Origin of the sequence: Luteibacter jiangsuensis, assembly GCF_030812295.1 — a bacterium.
Classification (GTDB): Bacteria; Pseudomonadota; Gammaproteobacteria; order Xanthomonadales; family Rhodanobacteraceae; genus Luteibacter; species Luteibacter jiangsuensis_A.
The window spans coordinates 551910-567477 of sequence record NZ_JAUSSK010000003.1 but is presented as its reverse complement, the minus strand read 5'-3'; the positions used below and the strand labels follow the sequence as shown (position 1 = coordinate 567477).

15 protein-coding genes and 1 pseudogene are annotated in these 15568 nt (G+C 61.4%); all 16 read left to right on the top strand.

From position 1 onward, the window contains the following. Window positions 1–46 precede the first annotated feature (46 nt). The 16 genes and pseudogenes from J2T07_RS12600 (at window position 47) to J2T07_RS12535 (ending at window position 15560) form a co-directional block, all read left to right on the top strand. The gene (locus J2T07_RS12600; RefSeq protein WP_306850688.1) at window positions 47–757 is read left to right on the top strand and encodes a TrbG/VirB9 family P-type conjugative transfer protein; all 711 of its coding nucleotides are present in this window, start codon (window positions 47–49) and stop codon (window positions 755–757) included. Then, on the top strand, window positions 754–2007 hold the full coding sequence (locus J2T07_RS12595; protein WP_306850440.1) for a TrbI/VirB10 family protein: 1254 nt from the start codon (window positions 754–756) through the stop codon (window positions 2005–2007). Before J2T07_RS12600 ends, J2T07_RS12595 begins: the two co-directional genes overlap by 4 nt. 4 nt (window positions 2008–2011) lie before the next feature. Next, window positions 2012–3052, top strand: a complete 1041-nt coding sequence (gene virB11, locus J2T07_RS12590; RefSeq protein ID WP_306850438.1) for a P-type DNA transfer ATPase VirB11 — start codon at window positions 2012–2014, stop codon at window positions 3050–3052. Window positions 3053–3091: 39 nt separating this feature from the next. Beyond that, window positions 3092–3565 (top strand): annotated as a pseudogene (locus J2T07_RS12585) (lytic transglycosylase domain-containing protein); the annotation flags it as partial. A 751-nt stretch (window positions 3566–4316) separates the two neighbouring features. After that, complete coding sequence (locus J2T07_RS12580) at window positions 4317–4754, top strand: TrbC/VirB2 family protein (protein WP_306850436.1); 438 nt, start codon at window positions 4317–4319, stop codon at window positions 4752–4754. Beyond that, on the top strand, window positions 4747–5055 hold the full coding sequence (locus J2T07_RS12575; protein ID WP_306850434.1) for a type IV secretion system protein VirB3: 309 nt from the start codon (window positions 4747–4749) through the stop codon (window positions 5053–5055). Before J2T07_RS12580 ends, J2T07_RS12575 begins: the two co-directional genes overlap by 8 nt. Window positions 5056–5122: 67 nt before the next feature. After that, window positions 5123–7591, top strand: coding sequence for a VirB4 family type IV secretion/conjugal transfer ATPase (locus J2T07_RS12570; RefSeq protein ID WP_306850432.1), 2469 nt, complete (start codon window positions 5123–5125; stop codon window positions 7589–7591). A 32-nt stretch (window positions 7592–7623) separates the two neighbouring features. After that, window positions 7624–8505 (top strand): hypothetical protein, encoded by an 882-nt coding sequence (locus tag J2T07_RS12565; RefSeq protein WP_306850430.1) that lies wholly within the window; start codon window positions 7624–7626, stop codon window positions 8503–8505. Between the two features lie 35 nt (window positions 8506–8540). After that, complete coding sequence (locus tag J2T07_RS12560) at window positions 8541–9710, top strand: type IV secretion system protein (RefSeq protein ID WP_430539353.1); 1170 nt, start codon at window positions 8541–8543, stop codon at window positions 9708–9710. Next, a complete protein-coding gene (locus J2T07_RS19160; protein WP_430539352.1) occupies window positions 9707–10216 on the top strand; it encodes a DUF4189 domain-containing protein in 510 nt (169 codons plus the stop codon). Before J2T07_RS12560 ends, J2T07_RS19160 begins: the two co-directional genes overlap by 4 nt. A 3-nt stretch (window positions 10217–10219) precedes the next feature. Beyond that, on the top strand, window positions 10220–10720 hold the full coding sequence (locus J2T07_RS19155; RefSeq protein WP_430539351.1) for a DUF4189 domain-containing protein: 501 nt from the start codon (window positions 10220–10222) through the stop codon (window positions 10718–10720). 87 nt (window positions 10721–10807) lie between these two features. After that, window positions 10808–11680, top strand: a complete 873-nt coding sequence (locus tag J2T07_RS12555; RefSeq protein ID WP_306850428.1) for a DUF4189 domain-containing protein — start codon at window positions 10808–10810, stop codon at window positions 11678–11680. Window positions 11681–11709: 29 nt separating this feature from the next. Further along, on the top strand, window positions 11710–13011 hold the full coding sequence (locus tag J2T07_RS12550; protein WP_306850425.1) for a peptidoglycan-binding domain-containing protein: 1302 nt from the start codon (window positions 11710–11712) through the stop codon (window positions 13009–13011). 6 nt (window positions 13012–13017) lie between these two features. Further along, window positions 13018–13653, top strand: a complete 636-nt coding sequence (locus J2T07_RS12545; protein ID WP_306850422.1) for a hypothetical protein — start codon at window positions 13018–13020, stop codon at window positions 13651–13653. A gap of 87 nt (window positions 13654–13740) precedes the next feature. Then, window positions 13741–15084 carry an XVIPCD domain-containing protein gene (locus tag J2T07_RS12540; protein WP_306850420.1) on the top strand — a complete coding sequence of 448 codons (1344 nt, stop codon included), beginning with the start codon at window positions 13741–13743 and terminating at the stop codon, window positions 15082–15084. An 11-nt stretch (window positions 15085–15095) separates the two neighbouring features. Further along, window positions 15096–15560 carry a hypothetical protein gene (locus tag J2T07_RS12535; RefSeq protein WP_306850418.1) on the top strand — a complete coding sequence of 155 codons (465 nt, stop codon included), beginning with the start codon at window positions 15096–15098 and terminating at the stop codon, window positions 15558–15560. The last annotated feature ends 8 nt before the right edge of the window (window positions 15561–15568 follow it).

The following is a 15568-nucleotide window of genomic DNA, read 5'->3' as shown; positions in this document are numbered from 1 at the left end:
AACCACACTTCGACTTTCACTGGCGCTCTGCCTCGCGACTGCCGGCATGATCGGCGCCGCGAACGCGCAGGTCGTCACGCCTTACGAATACGAGCCGGACAAGATCTACACGGTTCGTACCGGCCTCGGCATAACGACACAGATCGAACTCAGCCCGAACGAAAAAATTCTCGACTACAGCACCGGCTTCAGCAGCGGCTGGGAGCTGACCCGGCGTGACAACGTCTTCTATGTGAAGCCGAAGAACGTCGACGTCGATACGAACATGATGATTCGTACGGCGACCCACTCCTACATCTTCGAACTGAAGGTGGTCGCCACCGATTGGAAGACACTCGACCAGGCGCGTCGCGCAGGCGTGCAGTACAAGATCACGTTCAATTATCCCGCCGATACAAGCTTCCTGGCGGAGACGAAGAAAGTCGCCGCGACGCCGGAACTCGACACGACGCTGGTAAAGGGGCGCGACTACAACTTCGACTACGACTATGCCATGAAGCGCAAGACCGCTCCCTGGCTGGTGCCGATCAACGTCTACGACGACGGCCGTTTCACATACATAAAAATGCCCGACCTCAAGCAGTTCCCCACGGGCAACTTCCCCACGATCTACATGCGCGAGAAGGAACACGGCGAGGACTCGGTGGTGAACACGACGGTTGAGGGCAACACCATCGTTGTCCACGGCACGTACAACTACCTTGTCATCCGGCACGACAACAACGTCGTGGGTCTGCGAAGGAACACGAAGAAGTGAGCCCGAATAATCCCTACCATCCCGACGACGAGAACCGCGACGGCCAGGTGCCGCCGCGGGATGCCGCTGGCGAGCAAGCCGAAGCGCTGGCGAACAATCCCTACTCCGCACAGCAACGCCAGGCGCCTCCGCCGGATCTCGATGCCGGCGCGCCTCAACTGGCGGCTGCTGACGTGCGACGGATGAACCGGCGTGCCCTCGGCTTCCTCGCCGGCATAGTCGCGTTGCTTTTGTTCGCCGCCTACTTCTTCCTGAGCGGCAACCAATCGGCGGCACCGGCCCCGAAACCCAAGCACGAGGAAACCGTTTCGATACCCGACGCTCCCAAGGTCGCTCCCATACCGGAACAGGCACCTCCAAGGCTGCCCGACCCGATCGCGCTCGCTCCGCCGCCGCCACTGCCGTCCACCGCGCAGCCGCGCGCAGCCACTCAGCGCGTGAACACGGGGCCGTCGCTCCTCGAGCGGCGCATGATGGACACCGAAGCCGCCCAGGTAGCCGGCGCCAGTGGGCAGCCGGCAGGCGGTGGCATGGGCGGACCCGCCAGCCCCTACGGAATGATTCCGGGCATGCCTTATCCCGGACCGTCGGGCGGCGTGCCGGTAAACAGCGCATATGGCGGCAAGAGCCTTCCGGACGTGTCCAATGCCTCTCCGCTGACCCACCCGGATACACTGATGCTGCGCGGCACGTTCATTCGCTGCGTTCTTGAAACCCGGATCATCACGGACATTCCGGGTTTCACCTCCTGCGTCGTCACCGAGCCCGTGTATTCGTTCACCGGCAAGCGCCTGCTGTTGCCCAAGGGCTCCAAGGTCCTGGGCAAGTACGAAATGGAGCCCAATGGGCCACGCGTTGCCGTGATCTGGGATCGCATCGTCACGCCCACGGGTATCGACGTGAATATGGCCAGCCCGGGTGTGGATACACTCGGCGGTGCCGGCCACCCCGGCTATTACAATGCGCATTGGGGTAGCCGCATCGGCGCGGCCCTGCTCATCTCCCTTCTCAGCGACGCATTCAAATACGAAGCGGCGGAACACGGCCCTCGCCAGACCACGATCAGCAATGGCGTGGTGACGCAGAGTCCGTTCGAAAGCAACACCGCCGCGACGCTCCAGCAGATCGCGAACACCGCGGTACAACGTGCGGCCAATCGCCCTGCCACGGTCACGATCAACCAGGGCACGGTCCTCGCCATCTATGTCGCGAAGGACGTCGACTTCAGCGGCGTCGTGGCGAGGTACTGAGCAGATGAGCCAGCCCGCTCTCGCCGTCGTCGGAAGCGATTTCCTGGACTACCAGTACGAAGTGCTGGGCATCCGGGACTACCTCGCGTCGTCCGACGTGACCGAGATATGCATAAACAAACCGGGCGAACTCTATCTCGAGAGTCGCGGTGCCTGGCATCGCGTGGAAGTACCGTCGCTCACGTTCGAGCGGGCTCGCCAGTTCTGTACCGCGGTGGTCAATGAAAGCAACACCGGGCAACGTATCACCGACGTCGACCCGGTCGTCTCGCTGACATTCCCCACCGGGCAGCGTGCTCAGTTCGTCCTTCCGCCAGCATGCGAGGCCGGGCGTGTTTCGATAACCATCCGGCTGCCTTCACGGCAAAGCAAGACGTTGGCGCAGTATCAGGAGGACGGCTTTTTCGACCAGATCCTGGAAGGCGCCAATACGATCAGCCAGGCGGATCGTGAATTGCTGGAACTGCGCGCCGAACGTCGCTATGCGGATTTCTTTCGCCATGCGGTGCTGAGCAAGAAGAATATCGTCGTCGCCGGCGCCACCGGCAGCGGCAAGACCACGTTCATGAAGTCGCTGGTGGGACATATCCCGGAAGACGAGCGGCTGGTCACCATCGAAGACGCACGCGAGCTTTTCATCGACCAGCCGAATGTCGTCCATCTCCTGTATTCCAAGGGCGGGCAAAGCGCCAGCAACGTCACCGCGAAAAGTTGCATGGAGGCCTGCCTCCGTATGAAACCCGACCGGATCATCCTGGCGGAGCTTCGTGGCGACGAATCGTTCTACTTCATCCGAAATTGCGCATCCGGCCATCCCGGGTCGATTACAAGCTGTCACGCAGGAAGCGTGGAGCAGACCTGGGATCAGTTGGGGCTCATGGTGAAGGCATCCAACGAGGGCGCGGGATTGGAGTTCTCGACGATCAAACGCTTGCTGATGCTGACCATCGACATCGTCGTCCACATCAAGGCGCATGCCGGTCGTCGTCACATCACCGGCATCGATTTCAACCCGGCCCGGGCCCTGGCTCCGGACGGGGGGTAACACGCGAAACACATCGGTCATTAGACAGGAGTTGTAACGGTGGTACCAGGAATGGAAATGATGGCTTGCCCAAACCTCGCCGTACCGGCGGAGGTGATGCAGCATGTCGTGAATGTCGAGTCGTCGCGCAATCCGTTTGCGATCGGCGTCGTTGGCGGCCAGCTCGTGCGCCAACCGGAGAACCTCGGCGAAGCCGTGGCGACAGTGCGCATGCTCGAGTCGAAGGGCTACAACTACTCACTGGGCGTGGCGCAGGTGAATCGCGCCAACCTCGGCAAGTTCGGCCTCGATACGTACGAGAAGGCCTTCCAGGTATGCCCCAACCTCGTCGCCGGGTCGCAGATCCTCGCCCAGTGCTATGCCAGTGCAGGCGGCGACTGGGGCAAGGCTTTCAGTTGTTACTACTCCGGCAACTTCACCACCGGTTACCAGGACGGCTACGTCCAGAAAATCTTCGACTCCATGGCGCGCCAATCCGCCCTTGCGGCAACGGCCGTGCCGATCCCACTGGTCAAGTCTTCCACCAGCAGCGGCAAGGGAACGCCTGTCTATACGAGTGACGCTGCCGCCTACCGCGTGGCCATGCGCAGCGTGGCCGATGCCGCCGTCGCCTCCACGCTCGCACCAGCGGTGGCCGCCGCGGCTGGCACAGCCCCGCCCAGCCGCACGGTCGCACCGTCAGCCAGCCCCGCCATGACCGACACACCGCCGGACGCCGCCGCCATCGCGCAGGCCCTGCAAGCGGCATCGGCATCGCCCCCGTTTGGTCCGGGCGGGAATGCGTCGCTTGCGGGTTTCGCCCCGACGCTTCCGGCGCCCGCGCCTGGCCGAATCCCCACCGACCCGACGACGGCCGCGATCATGTCGCAGATCGGCGCGCAGGTGCCCGCGGGCAACCCCGCACTCGCTCCCGGCCGTATCCGAACGGACCCGGCCACGGCGGCGGCCATGGCGCAGATCGGCGTTTCATCCAACGCCAACGGTACCGGCGCCGCGGAGGGCAACGACATCTTCGTTCCCCAGGTGCAAGGACCTGGCGATCCCACACCCACCACCGCCGCCTCCCCGACCGCGCCGACGGCACCCGCCGGCGACCCGGCCGATCTTCGCCAGGGGGGTAGCGATGGCGCCTTTGTTTTTTGACGTGCTCCCGCCTCGCAGGATGCACGTCGTTGCGAAACCGGCTACGAGCGTCGTAGCCGTCCTCAACCCGGCCGCCTACCACGGCCGTATCCAGCCCTGTAACACACCAAGGAACTACGAGATGGCCCTGTCCAACCTGCCCAACGTCCCGACCGATCGTGCATCGCTCAACAAGATGATGACCCTGCTCATGGTCGCCACCGTCCTGCTGCTGCCAACGATCGGCGTGGCCCAGGACGTGACCGAAACCTCGAAGAAGGTCTGCGGCTTCTTTGAGAACATCAACTCATTGCTGAATGCCGCATCGATCGTCGTGGTAACCATCGCCGTGATCTTCTCCGGCTACCAGATCGCCTTCGCCCACAAGCGCATCGCCGATGTGGCGCCGGCCCTCGTCGGTGGCGTGCTGATCGGTGCCGCCGCACAGGTGGCGAAGATGGTCGTGGGCGGCAATGGCGGCTCGTCGAACGCATGCAGCTCCACCAGCGGAGCCACGACGGCCTCCTTCCTGATGGACGCCATGCAGACCGCGATGCACCTCCTGCACTTCCATGCATAAGAACGCGCTCTTCCGCGGCTGCACGCGGCCGGCCATGTTCATGGGCGTGCCCTATATCCCGTTCTTCATCGGGGCGGGAAGCGGCTTGCTGATGGCGATGTATTTCAACATGTGGTTCCTCCTGTGGATTCCCATCAGCGTATTCGTGATGCGCCAGATGGCCCGTCGCGACGAAATGATCTTTCGTCTGTTGGGACTCCGCCTGCAATTCCGCACGCGGATCCGGAACCTGCAGGAACACGACGGCATGTGGGTGTTCTCGCCCAACAACTACCGTGAGCCCGGCAAGGCGAAACGGTAAGGCAATACTCCGCCCTGGCAGGACCCTGCCAGGGCCTTTTTAGCGCTTCTCGACGGTAGCCAGAGCCATGTTCACTCCAGATGCAGCGATCGGTGAGTTCATTCCATTGTCCACGCATGTTTCGCCGACCGTCCTCAAGACGACCGGCGGCGATTTCCTGCTCGTCTGGCGACTGGCCGGCCTTCCCTTCGTGGGCCGCGAAGAGTGGGAGATAGAACATCGCCACAACACTTTCAACCGGATGTTGCAGACACTCCGCGCGCCCGATTTCGTCAACGTGGCCTTCTGGGTCCACGATATTCGCCGCCGTGGCAGCGTCAAGGACAGCAGCCGCTTCGAGCACCGCTTCAACCAGGACATGTCCGACGGCTATTACGCTTCGCTCTCCAGCCAGAAGCTGATGCAGAACGAGCTCTACCTGACGATGATCTACCGTCCCGTGGTATCGGGAAAACGCTTTGTCGAGAAGTCGTCCAACGCCGAGCGTCTCCTGTCGGAGCAGAACCAGGCGATCGCCACGACACTGGAATTGGCCGGCAACGTGGAAGCCGTGCTCAAGGATTACGCACCGACACGCCTGGGCATGTATGAAGCGCCGAACGGCGTGGTCTTCTCGGAAGCACTCGAGTTGTACGGCTACATCCTCAATCGTATCGATGAGCCGGTGCCCGTACTCAGCGCGGCCGTACGCGACTACCTCCCCGTCAGCCGCCAGCGATTCTCTTCCAAGACCGGCGACTTCGTCCTCACCACACCGAATGGCGTCAATCATTTCGGCGCGATCCTCAATATCAAGGAGTACGTCGAGGGAACCTACCCCGGCATTCTCAACGGACTCAAGTATCTCGACTTCGAGTACGTCATCACCCATTCCTTCAGCCCGATGGGACGCCAGGATGCGCTCAAGGCATTGGAGCGTACGAAGGGCATGATGATCTCCTCGGGCGACAAGGCCGTGAGCCAGATCATCGAGATGGACCAGGCCATGGATCAGCTCGCTTCGGGCAACTTCGTGCTCGGTGAGTACCACTTCACCATGGCGATTTACTCGCAGGCGCAGGAAACCCTTTCCCAGCAGATCGCCGCGACCCGTGCCGAGCTCTCCAACGCGGGTTTCATCTCGGTGAAGGAAGACCTCGCCGTGACGTCGGCGTTCTATGCGCAGTTCCCGGGAAACTGGAAATACCGTACACGCCTCGCCAATGTCAGTTCGCTCAACTTCCTCGGCCTGTCGCCCTTGCACAACTTCGCCACGGGCAAGAAGCAGAACAATCCCTGGGGTGACTGCGTCACCACCTTGCAGACGACCAACGGCCAGCCGTACTACTTCAATTTCCATGCGACCCATCCCGCCGAGAATTCGTTCGGCGAGAAGGCCATTGCCAATACCATGGTCATCGGAAAATCCGGTACCGGCAAGACGGCGCTTATCAACTTCCTGCTCAGCCAGGTGCAGAAGCTCGATCCGGCACCGACCATCTTTTTCTTCGACAAGGACCGCGGCGCCGAGATTTTCGTGCGCGCGTGCGGTGGCAACTACCTGGCGCTGGAGAACGGCAAGCCCACCGGCTTCAATCCGTTCCAATGCGAGCGCACGGAGGAGAACGTGCAGTTCCTGGCCGATCTGGTCAAGGTTCTCGCGGGCAAGAGCGTCTACAGCTCTCGTGAAGAAGAAGATATCTACCGTGCCGTGGAGAACATCCTCGACACGCCGATGCACCTTCGCAACATGACCAACTTCCAGAAGAGCCTGCCGAATCTCGGTGACGACGGCCTGTTCATCCGCATTCGCAAGTGGACGGCCGGCAATTCCCTGGGTTGGGTCTTCGACAATCCGCGCGACACGGTGGACCTGGACAAGGCCAATATCATCGGCTTCGATTACACCGACATCATCGACAATCCGGAAGTCCGCGCGCCGGTCATCAACTACCTCCTGCACCGCCTGGAAGCGCTGATCGACGGACGCCGCCTGATCTACGTGATGGACGAGTTCTGGAAGATCCTCGACGGCAAGGGCGGGCTCAAGGAATTCGCGAAGAACAAGCAGAAGACCATCCGTAAGCAGAACGGCATGGGCATCTTCGCCACTCAGAGTCCCGAGGATGCCCTGGCCAGCGACATTTCCGCGGCTCTCATCGAGCAGACCGCCACCATGATCCTCTTGCCCAACCCCAATGCGAGCCGCGAGGACTACGTCAACGGCCTGAAGCTAACCGATGCCGAATACCAGGTGGTGGTGAGCCTCGACGAGCGTTCGCGTCGGTTCCTGGTCAAGCAGGGTCATGCGTCGGCCGTGTGCCAGCTCAACCTGCGCGGCATGGACGATGCCCTGTCGGTCATTTCCGCATCCACGGACAACATCGAGATCATGCACGAGATCCTCGCCCAGCACGCCGAAGCCGCCGGCGTGTCGCCCAACGACCTCACCCCGGACCAGTGGCTGCCGTCCTTCTACGAAAACCGCAAGGGCAGTGGCAAGAAACCCACACCTGCCTCCCCCTCGACGCGCCCTGCCCGCTCGGCCGCTCGCTGACGCAGGCCAACGCATTGACCCTGGAGACCATCATGGCAACCCGAAATATGTACGCCCGCCGGACATCCCTGCTTCGCCGCCTGCTCGGCGGCGGCACATTCCTGATCGCCCTGCTCGCCGCGACACCCGCCGCCCAGGCGCAGTGGGCCGTGAACGACGCCGACGCCAACACCAAGCTCGGCCAGATCGAACAGCACACCAACGATACCGTCAGCCAGACCAAGGACATCAACAAGGTGCTGGGCCAGACCGGCGATGGTGACGGCAAGACGATCAACGCCAACCTCGACGCGATCAACAAGAAGTTCAAAATCGGACAGTACAAGGACACGCAGCCAGGTCCGCGAGTGGCCGATCCGAAGAAGGCCCTTCCCGAAGACAGCACGCAGTTGGACGACGGCACCCGCTGCAAGGCGGTCGCCGAGCCCCAGCAGGCAAACTGCAAGCTGATCGTCGACCTGGAGAACGCTCAGTACCAGTACATGTTGACCATGTACAAGAACACGAAAACACGCGACGACATGCTGCGCGAACTCCTCAAGGAACGGCAGGCGATCGGCGCGGACGACCCGAACCAATACGGCAAGCTTGAAGACAACACCAACAAGCTCACCGCGTTGTACAACCTGATCGCTCTGGACCAACAGCAGATGCAGACGGTGAACTATGCCTACGAGGCCAACCTCAAGTACCTGCGATCGCAACAGACACTGGCGGCGAACGCCGCCAACACCGGCAAGAAGCCGTCGGAATGGGGGTCGATCCAACTCCCGGGCGTCGGTGACGTGGATATCGGCAGTGCCATCAGCGGCCTCGCCACGGGTGCCGTGCTTTCCGAAACGTTGAAGGGCGTGCAGAGCGACAAGCCAAGCGGCATGCAGACCCTCAGTATCGGTGAGTCCAATGGCTTCTGATCCGATCACCATTTTTGCAAACGGAACGTCGCGTCATGGTTGACCTCTTGGGTACACACTTCGAACATTCGGCCGTCGCCATGCTCAGCGGCCCGCTGGACGGTGCAACACAGTTCGTCTTCTTCCAGACGATCAATAACTTCCTGCGCGATGAAATCGACATCATGCAGTGGAAGCTACTCTCCAGCTCCGCCACGATCATTGGTTTCGTCGCCGTGACCGTACTGACCGTATGGATCATGTTCCAGGGTTTTCGCATCGTCACGGGGCAATCGCGCCAACCGATGATGGTACTCGTGGGCGACTCCCTGAAAGCGACCCTCGTCGTCTTCATAGCGACCACCGCAGCCTATTCGTCCTCGTCGGTCTACTGGACCTTGAGCGACGGTATGTCGACCGTAATCGCGCAGTACGTCACAGGCGAAAAGGGGAGTCCGTTCCAGCACATCGACAACAACCTCGCGGGCATGGAGGTGGCGATGGGCACGATCGACGCCATCGATACAGGCGGCGACCAGGCCGCCCAGGACGCCAAGGACCGTGATCGCTGGTTCACCGGCATCGGCATCGCCGGTCCCAGCGTCATCGCCGGCTCCATGCTGCTGTTGAACAAGATCGCCCTCGCCCTGTTCGTCGGTTTCGGCCCGATCTTCATCATGTGCCTGCTCTTCGAGCCTACGAAGCAACTGTTCAGTAAATGGCTTCTCTATGGCATCGGCACCGTCTTCTCCCTCGCCGTCCTCAGCGTCATGGTGACCATCGCCATGAAGATGATGGCCGCGGTGACTGCCGCCTTCGCGGCGAAGTATCTTCTCTCCATGCCAAGCATGGGTGGCGCCGGCACCACCGACGGCATCAACAGCATGGCCCTCCAGCAAGGCGGCCTCGGCTTGTTGCTCACGACGATGATCATCAGTGCTCCACCCATGGCCGCCGCCTTCTTCCAGGGCACGCTGGGCCAGTTCAACTCGTACTCACCGTTCGGGCATATCAAACCGGAGCAGTCGGGTGGGCGTGGTGGTTATGGCGTTCCTGGAACATCAAGCTACGTTCCTCCATCGAGCAACCCGAACTCAGGAATGCAACACGTCAATGATAGTGGTCAGAATGCCTCGTTCGGTAACTACTCACAACTGACAGGGGGAGGAACAAGCTTTGTCCAGGGTGCCGATCAAATAAAGAACAAGGAAACTGGATACTCATGATTACACCGTCATGTAAGCCGACACGTTTGATTGCCGTGGTTATGCTTGTAACCACGGCACCAGCATGGTCCCAGTGCGCCACTGGCGTGAATACTGGTGGTGGAAATTGCGTACCGCCCGACGCTTCAGGCATGCCAGGTTATAACGCAAATCAAGGTGAGGCTCCCGCACAGCCACAGCCCCGATGGCAGCTGACGTGGGGTGCCATCGTCATCGATAGCAAGACTGGGGGAGCGGGGACGGTTACAGGTCGAAGCAGCAAGATCGAAGCAATCAGAGACGCGACGCATGATTGCGAAAGCCACGGCGCATCAGGCTGTAAAGTGGAACTGACGTATCAGAATCAATGCGCTGCCGTAGCATGGGGAGCGGGCGGGCGAGGATTGGCTCATGGTCCAGATGTTCATAAGACGGAGGGTGATGCCATAGCCGCGTGCAACGATTCTGGCGCGCAAGCATGCAAGCTGGTGTATAGCGCATGCAGCGCTCCAATTCCTGTGCAATAGCTAATGGTGAAGGTCATCCAGTCGCTCCTAGCCACAAGCGCTCTCGCAACAGCGACGGCTTGGGGACAATGCGCCACCGGCGTCAACACGGGTGGTGGAAACTGCGTCCCGCCCGACGCCTCAGGCATGCCCGGATATAACCCGGGCAACGGCCAACCAGTGGGGGCGCCGGAACCCACACCAGCGTGGGTGGACTCCTGGGGCGCCATTGCTATCGACGATGCCACTGGCGATGCCGGAACGATTACGGACAAGTACAGCAAGTCTGAGGCCGAGCAAGCTGCAATGCGCGATTGCGGCATTCGTGGGGCGAAAGCTTGCAAGGTCTCACTTACGTTCCATAACCAGTGCGCGGCGATCGCTTGGGGAAGCTCCGCGTGGGGAACCGCCAGCGGCGCTAAGGAACAGCAAGCAACGGAGGACGCGATGCGCCTTTGCCAGAACCAAACCACTGAGTGCAAGGTTGTCTATAGCGCATGCAGTGTGGCGCATAAGGTGCGTTAACTCTTGAAGATACGGCACCTGCATGGCAGTGCGAGATGATTGCGGCGAAGGCTTAACGTAATCCCGGGTTGTATGAGAAAGGATCGAATGAAACTGGCCTTAAATGCGTTACTTGCAACGGCACTGGCTTCCTCGCCAGCCTTCGCCTTGCAAGAAACACCCATCTCCGCACCGGCGGAGGTCGAAGCGCTTTCCCCCACCGGTATGCATTTAATCTTCTTCAAGACCAGCGGCGACCAACCCGATGCTGACGCTGCGGCGGTTTTCGAGACCAACAGCGGCGACCGGGACTCGCGACAGCGGGAACTGATCCTTCTTCGCAAGAAAGACGGTCGTTTTCATGAAGTGGATCGTAACGACAAGATCATCGGATGCACCACGTGTGACCAGTTCCGCCAGGACCCCTTCCTCGACCGCCACATCACTGTCACACCCGGACATATAAGCATTCTGCATACAGACTCCGGAGAAAAAGAATCCACTGCCGAATACCAACTCGTCTATGATTCGGGCATCTCCCATTGGCGCATTACGAGCGCAAAACGCACAGACTTTGAACTCGGGCAAGGGAACGGGGTGAGCCAAGCGATTCCGCTCCCCTCATCGGGCCTGATGAAAGACTTTGATGCGAAGTGGAAAGCTCGCTCCTTTTGGACGGCTATTGTCGTGAACGATGTATCCCATCAGTTCCATTTCGTGTCCAGCGTGCCAAGCGAGCGCGAGCTTGACGTCACTATGAACAGGCGATGCAACGATCCGTCCACTTGTCGGATCCTCGTCAAACAGCAAGATGGTTGCGTGGCACTAGTCCAAGACGAGTTGAAGAATTTCTTTGCCTCCGCGCTACCCCTGAAGCGGTCGGAAGCGCAAGCCGAAGGTAAGGCCATGTCCGAATGCAAGCTTCACGGACATGGCACGTGCACCCCTATACGCACCGGTTGCACTCTCGGATCTCGATAGGCCTGATTCGGTATTACAAGGAGGGTTCCATGGACGTCGTATCCACCAAGAACGTTTCTCGCCTCGCGGCCACACAAGGTACCACTCGTATATATGAACTAGAGGATGGCACTTGGCTAAAGGCTTCTGGAGGGACCGTTGCCTGGCGGAATAACAATCCTGGCAATCTGAAGTTCGAGTTTTCTGGTAGTGCGGACACGACGTCTCGCGCTACGCGTACACGTGAACGCGCGCTGGAAACCGCAAAGGATAAATTCGATGGAGTGGTCGATCTTGACCAATGGGGAAATGCCATTTTCGAAAGCTATGAGGCTGGGCGGAAAGCGCAGCAAAGCCTCCTCACCGATAGGTTCAAGGACAAGACCGTAGAAGAGCTGGTAAAGATCTACTCCACCGCGGACTACAGCGGTGAAACGCATCATTCGGGTCAGATCGGAACGATTCACACCACGGCCGAGGCCCGCGGCCTCGATTTGCGCAACAAGATCGTTGATGACATGACGTCCCAAGAACTCGATGCACTTGCCGACGGCCTCAGCAAAGCCGAAGGCTGGAAACCCGGTATCGTCGAATCCATGCCCCCGCAAACCCCCGAACAACTCGCCGAACGCTTGCAGCGATCACCCGCCCAGGCCGCCGCGACAGCGCCTCACCTGCCCGATCACCCGGCTGCGCTGCGCGCCGGTGCTCGCGGTGAGGCGGTTGGAGATATGCAGAACCAACTTCGCACTCTTGGCTATGCCGGTTCGAACGGCCGGCCGCTGATCGCGGATAACCATTTTGGTTCGCAAACGAGTGCCGCCGTCGAATCGTTCCAAAGGACGCACGGCCTCCGCGTGGATGGCGTCGTCGGCACACGAACGCTCGACGCCCTGCACACCGCGCAACGCATGGCGGCGGATGCACGGCTGTCCGGCGCCCCGCTGCTGGACAACGCGCGTCATCCTGCCCATGAGATCTACCAACAGGCGCGCGCCGGCGTGCAGCAGTTGGATGAGCGGCATGGGCGTGTACCCGGCCCTCATTCCGAGAACCTCGCCGGCTCGCTGACCTCCGCCGCCGTGAGCACGGGCATGCATCGCATCGACCACGTCGCGCTCAACGATGATGCAAGCCGGGCCTATGCCATACAGGGCGAGGCCCGTTCGCCTTTCAAGCTCCACGCCGAGGTGGACGTCATGCAGGCCATCCAGACACCGCTCGCCCGAAGTAGCGCCGAAGCACTCCTGCCGGTGGAGCGAGCGAATCGATCCCAGGCTATCCAGCAGACGCTCGACCTGCAGCCCTCGAACCCGCAGGCACAGCCATCGCCTCCGGGCATGCGGATGTAATGCCCGATGAAGCACTATCTCGCCGCCACCCTGTTCGCCCTCCTTCCGCTGACGCTTGCGGAAGCCGCTAGCCATGCCATGCAAGCGCCTCGCGCCGCCTCGACGTCCGCCACTCAGGACAAAGGAAGCAAGATGGATGACCTGAAACCATTCGCGACCGGCGGCAGGACGATCCTCGAATCACGGGTCGGCGATATCAGGGGCGATGGGTCGGAAGGCGTGGTGCTTGTCCTGGATCCGCCCGTTGCTGGTGCGCCGAAGCTCGGCGAAGGGCCGGCACGAGAAGTGGTGTTGCTGGTGCGCGACGATCACGGACGGCTACATAAGGTCGCATCGAACGCCCGCGTCGTTCCTTGTTCCAGCTGTGGCGGCTTATCCGGCGACCCGTACGGATATACACGTATCGAGCGGGGACACTTCACCGTCGTCATTGGCGGTGGCGGTCGCGAGCACTGGTCGGATGAATTCACCTTCGCCTACGCGCCCGATCGCAACGATTGGTTCCTCACCGGCGCCCTGCGCCGCGTGGAGGACACGGACACCGGGCAGCAGAAGCAGCTCGACCTTCCGGCAAAGGATGTCGGCAAGATCGCCTTCGGAGACTTTGACCCGGCGAAATTGCCGGAGGTGGAGTTGCCCTGATATCGAGTGGTATCGAACCGCCGGGACGAGCGGGTACATGGCAAGCAGGAAGCCCCGCCGAACGTGGTAGTCAAACAGGAGCTACACATGGCGATTGATCGTGAAACACAACTGCTTGCCGCGGCGGCCGCGGCGGGCATCACGCGACCACGGGAACTGGCCAACTTCATGGCCCAGGTCTCGCATGAGTCGAACGGGCTGAACCGGCTAGAAGAAGGCTTCCGCTACACGCGCAACATCTCGCAGATACCGGTGCAGTCGGCGTGGCGCGAAGGGCCCGACGTACTCGAAACGGCTCGCATCGGTGCACTCCAGGGTCGTCCGGAGAAGCTGGCGGAGCTGATGTACGGCGGTCGCAACGGTAATGAGCGCCCTGGCGAGGGCTATCTCTACCGGGGGCGTGGCTACATGCAGCTCACCGGCAAGGACAACTATCGGGCGGCGGGCGATGCACTGGACCTGGACCTGGTAAAGCACCCCGAACTGGCAGCCGAGCCGACGAACGCAGCGCGGATCGCCGTGTGGTACTGGCAGAACCGCGTTCCCGAAACCGCACGCGAGGACGTCAAGGCGGCAACACGCGCCATCAATGGCAGATACAACGGCCTGGACGATCGACAGGAACGGTTCGTGGCCTGGGAAAGAAGGCTGACGCCCGAAGTCATGGAACGATTGGCCAAAAGCCACGCTGACGCGCCGACGCCGGCGTCCGGTACGCCGGCTCGTGTCCATCACGGCACATCGGCACCGCTCAAGGAAGGCTCGGACGGCGACGACGTGCGTCGCCTGCAGGCCAACCTATCCAGCCTGGGATACAAGGACGCAGTGGGCCGCCCCCTGAAAGTCGATGGCGACTATGGCCCGTCGACGAAGGTAGCCGTCAAGGCTTTTCAGCGCGATGCCGGCATAAAGGTGGACGGCATCGTGGGACGAGACACGATCGACGCTATCGAACACGCGCAAGACCTGATCGAGGCGGGACGACGTCACCGTCACCACCATCACCATCCGCATGGACCGGGGCAGCCGTCCCATCCGGCGCCGGCACTGAACCACACGTCGCATCCGGATCATGCGTTGTTCCGTCAAGCGCGTGACGCCGTGCATCGTCTCGATACCGAGCATCGGCGCGAACCCGACCAGCGCAGTGAGAACCTTGCGGCCGCGCTTACGGTAGCGGCACGCCACCAAGGCATGAATCGCATCGACCATGTGGCGCTCAGCGAGGATGCCGCGCGTACCTACGCGGTGCAGGGAGACGTCCACTCCCCGCACAAGCAGGTAGTCGAGGTGGCCACCCAGCAGGCGATCGCGACGCCCGTCGAACAGAGCGCCCAGGCACTCGCCCGGCAGGCGGCACAGACCGAGCACGAGCAGCGCCAGGCCCAGCAGGCGAGCCAGCACACGCCGCCATCCCCATCACCGCTTTGAAAGGACCCGCGATGCGCAAGCTTCTTCTTCCTTCCCTGGCCTTCGCCCTCCTGCTGGCCGCGTGCGACAAGGCGCCTCCTCCGTCACAGGCGTCCGCCGCCGCATCGACTGCTGGCACCCATGCGTCCCGCTGCCCGGCGGACGATTTCGATGCCTTCCTGCCCCTCTTCCAGAACGACGTGTCCCTGCAAAAGGCCTATGTAACCGACCCACTGCAAAGCGACTCGGTCGATCCCAACGCCGATCCCGAACCCAAGCCCGTATCGAAAATGCTGGGAAAAGCCGAGGTCAAGTTCCCCGTGATGCCTAGCCAGGCGGACCAGGCGAAAGATGGCCTCACGATCACGCGGACCGCAACCGGCCCGACGGAAGTCACGATCAAACTGGCCAAGCCGGACACCGACTACCAGATGTCGTTCTTCTTCCGGAAGGACGGCTGCTGGCGCCTTTACCGCGTCAAAGACGATTCGCTCTAAACGGGAGG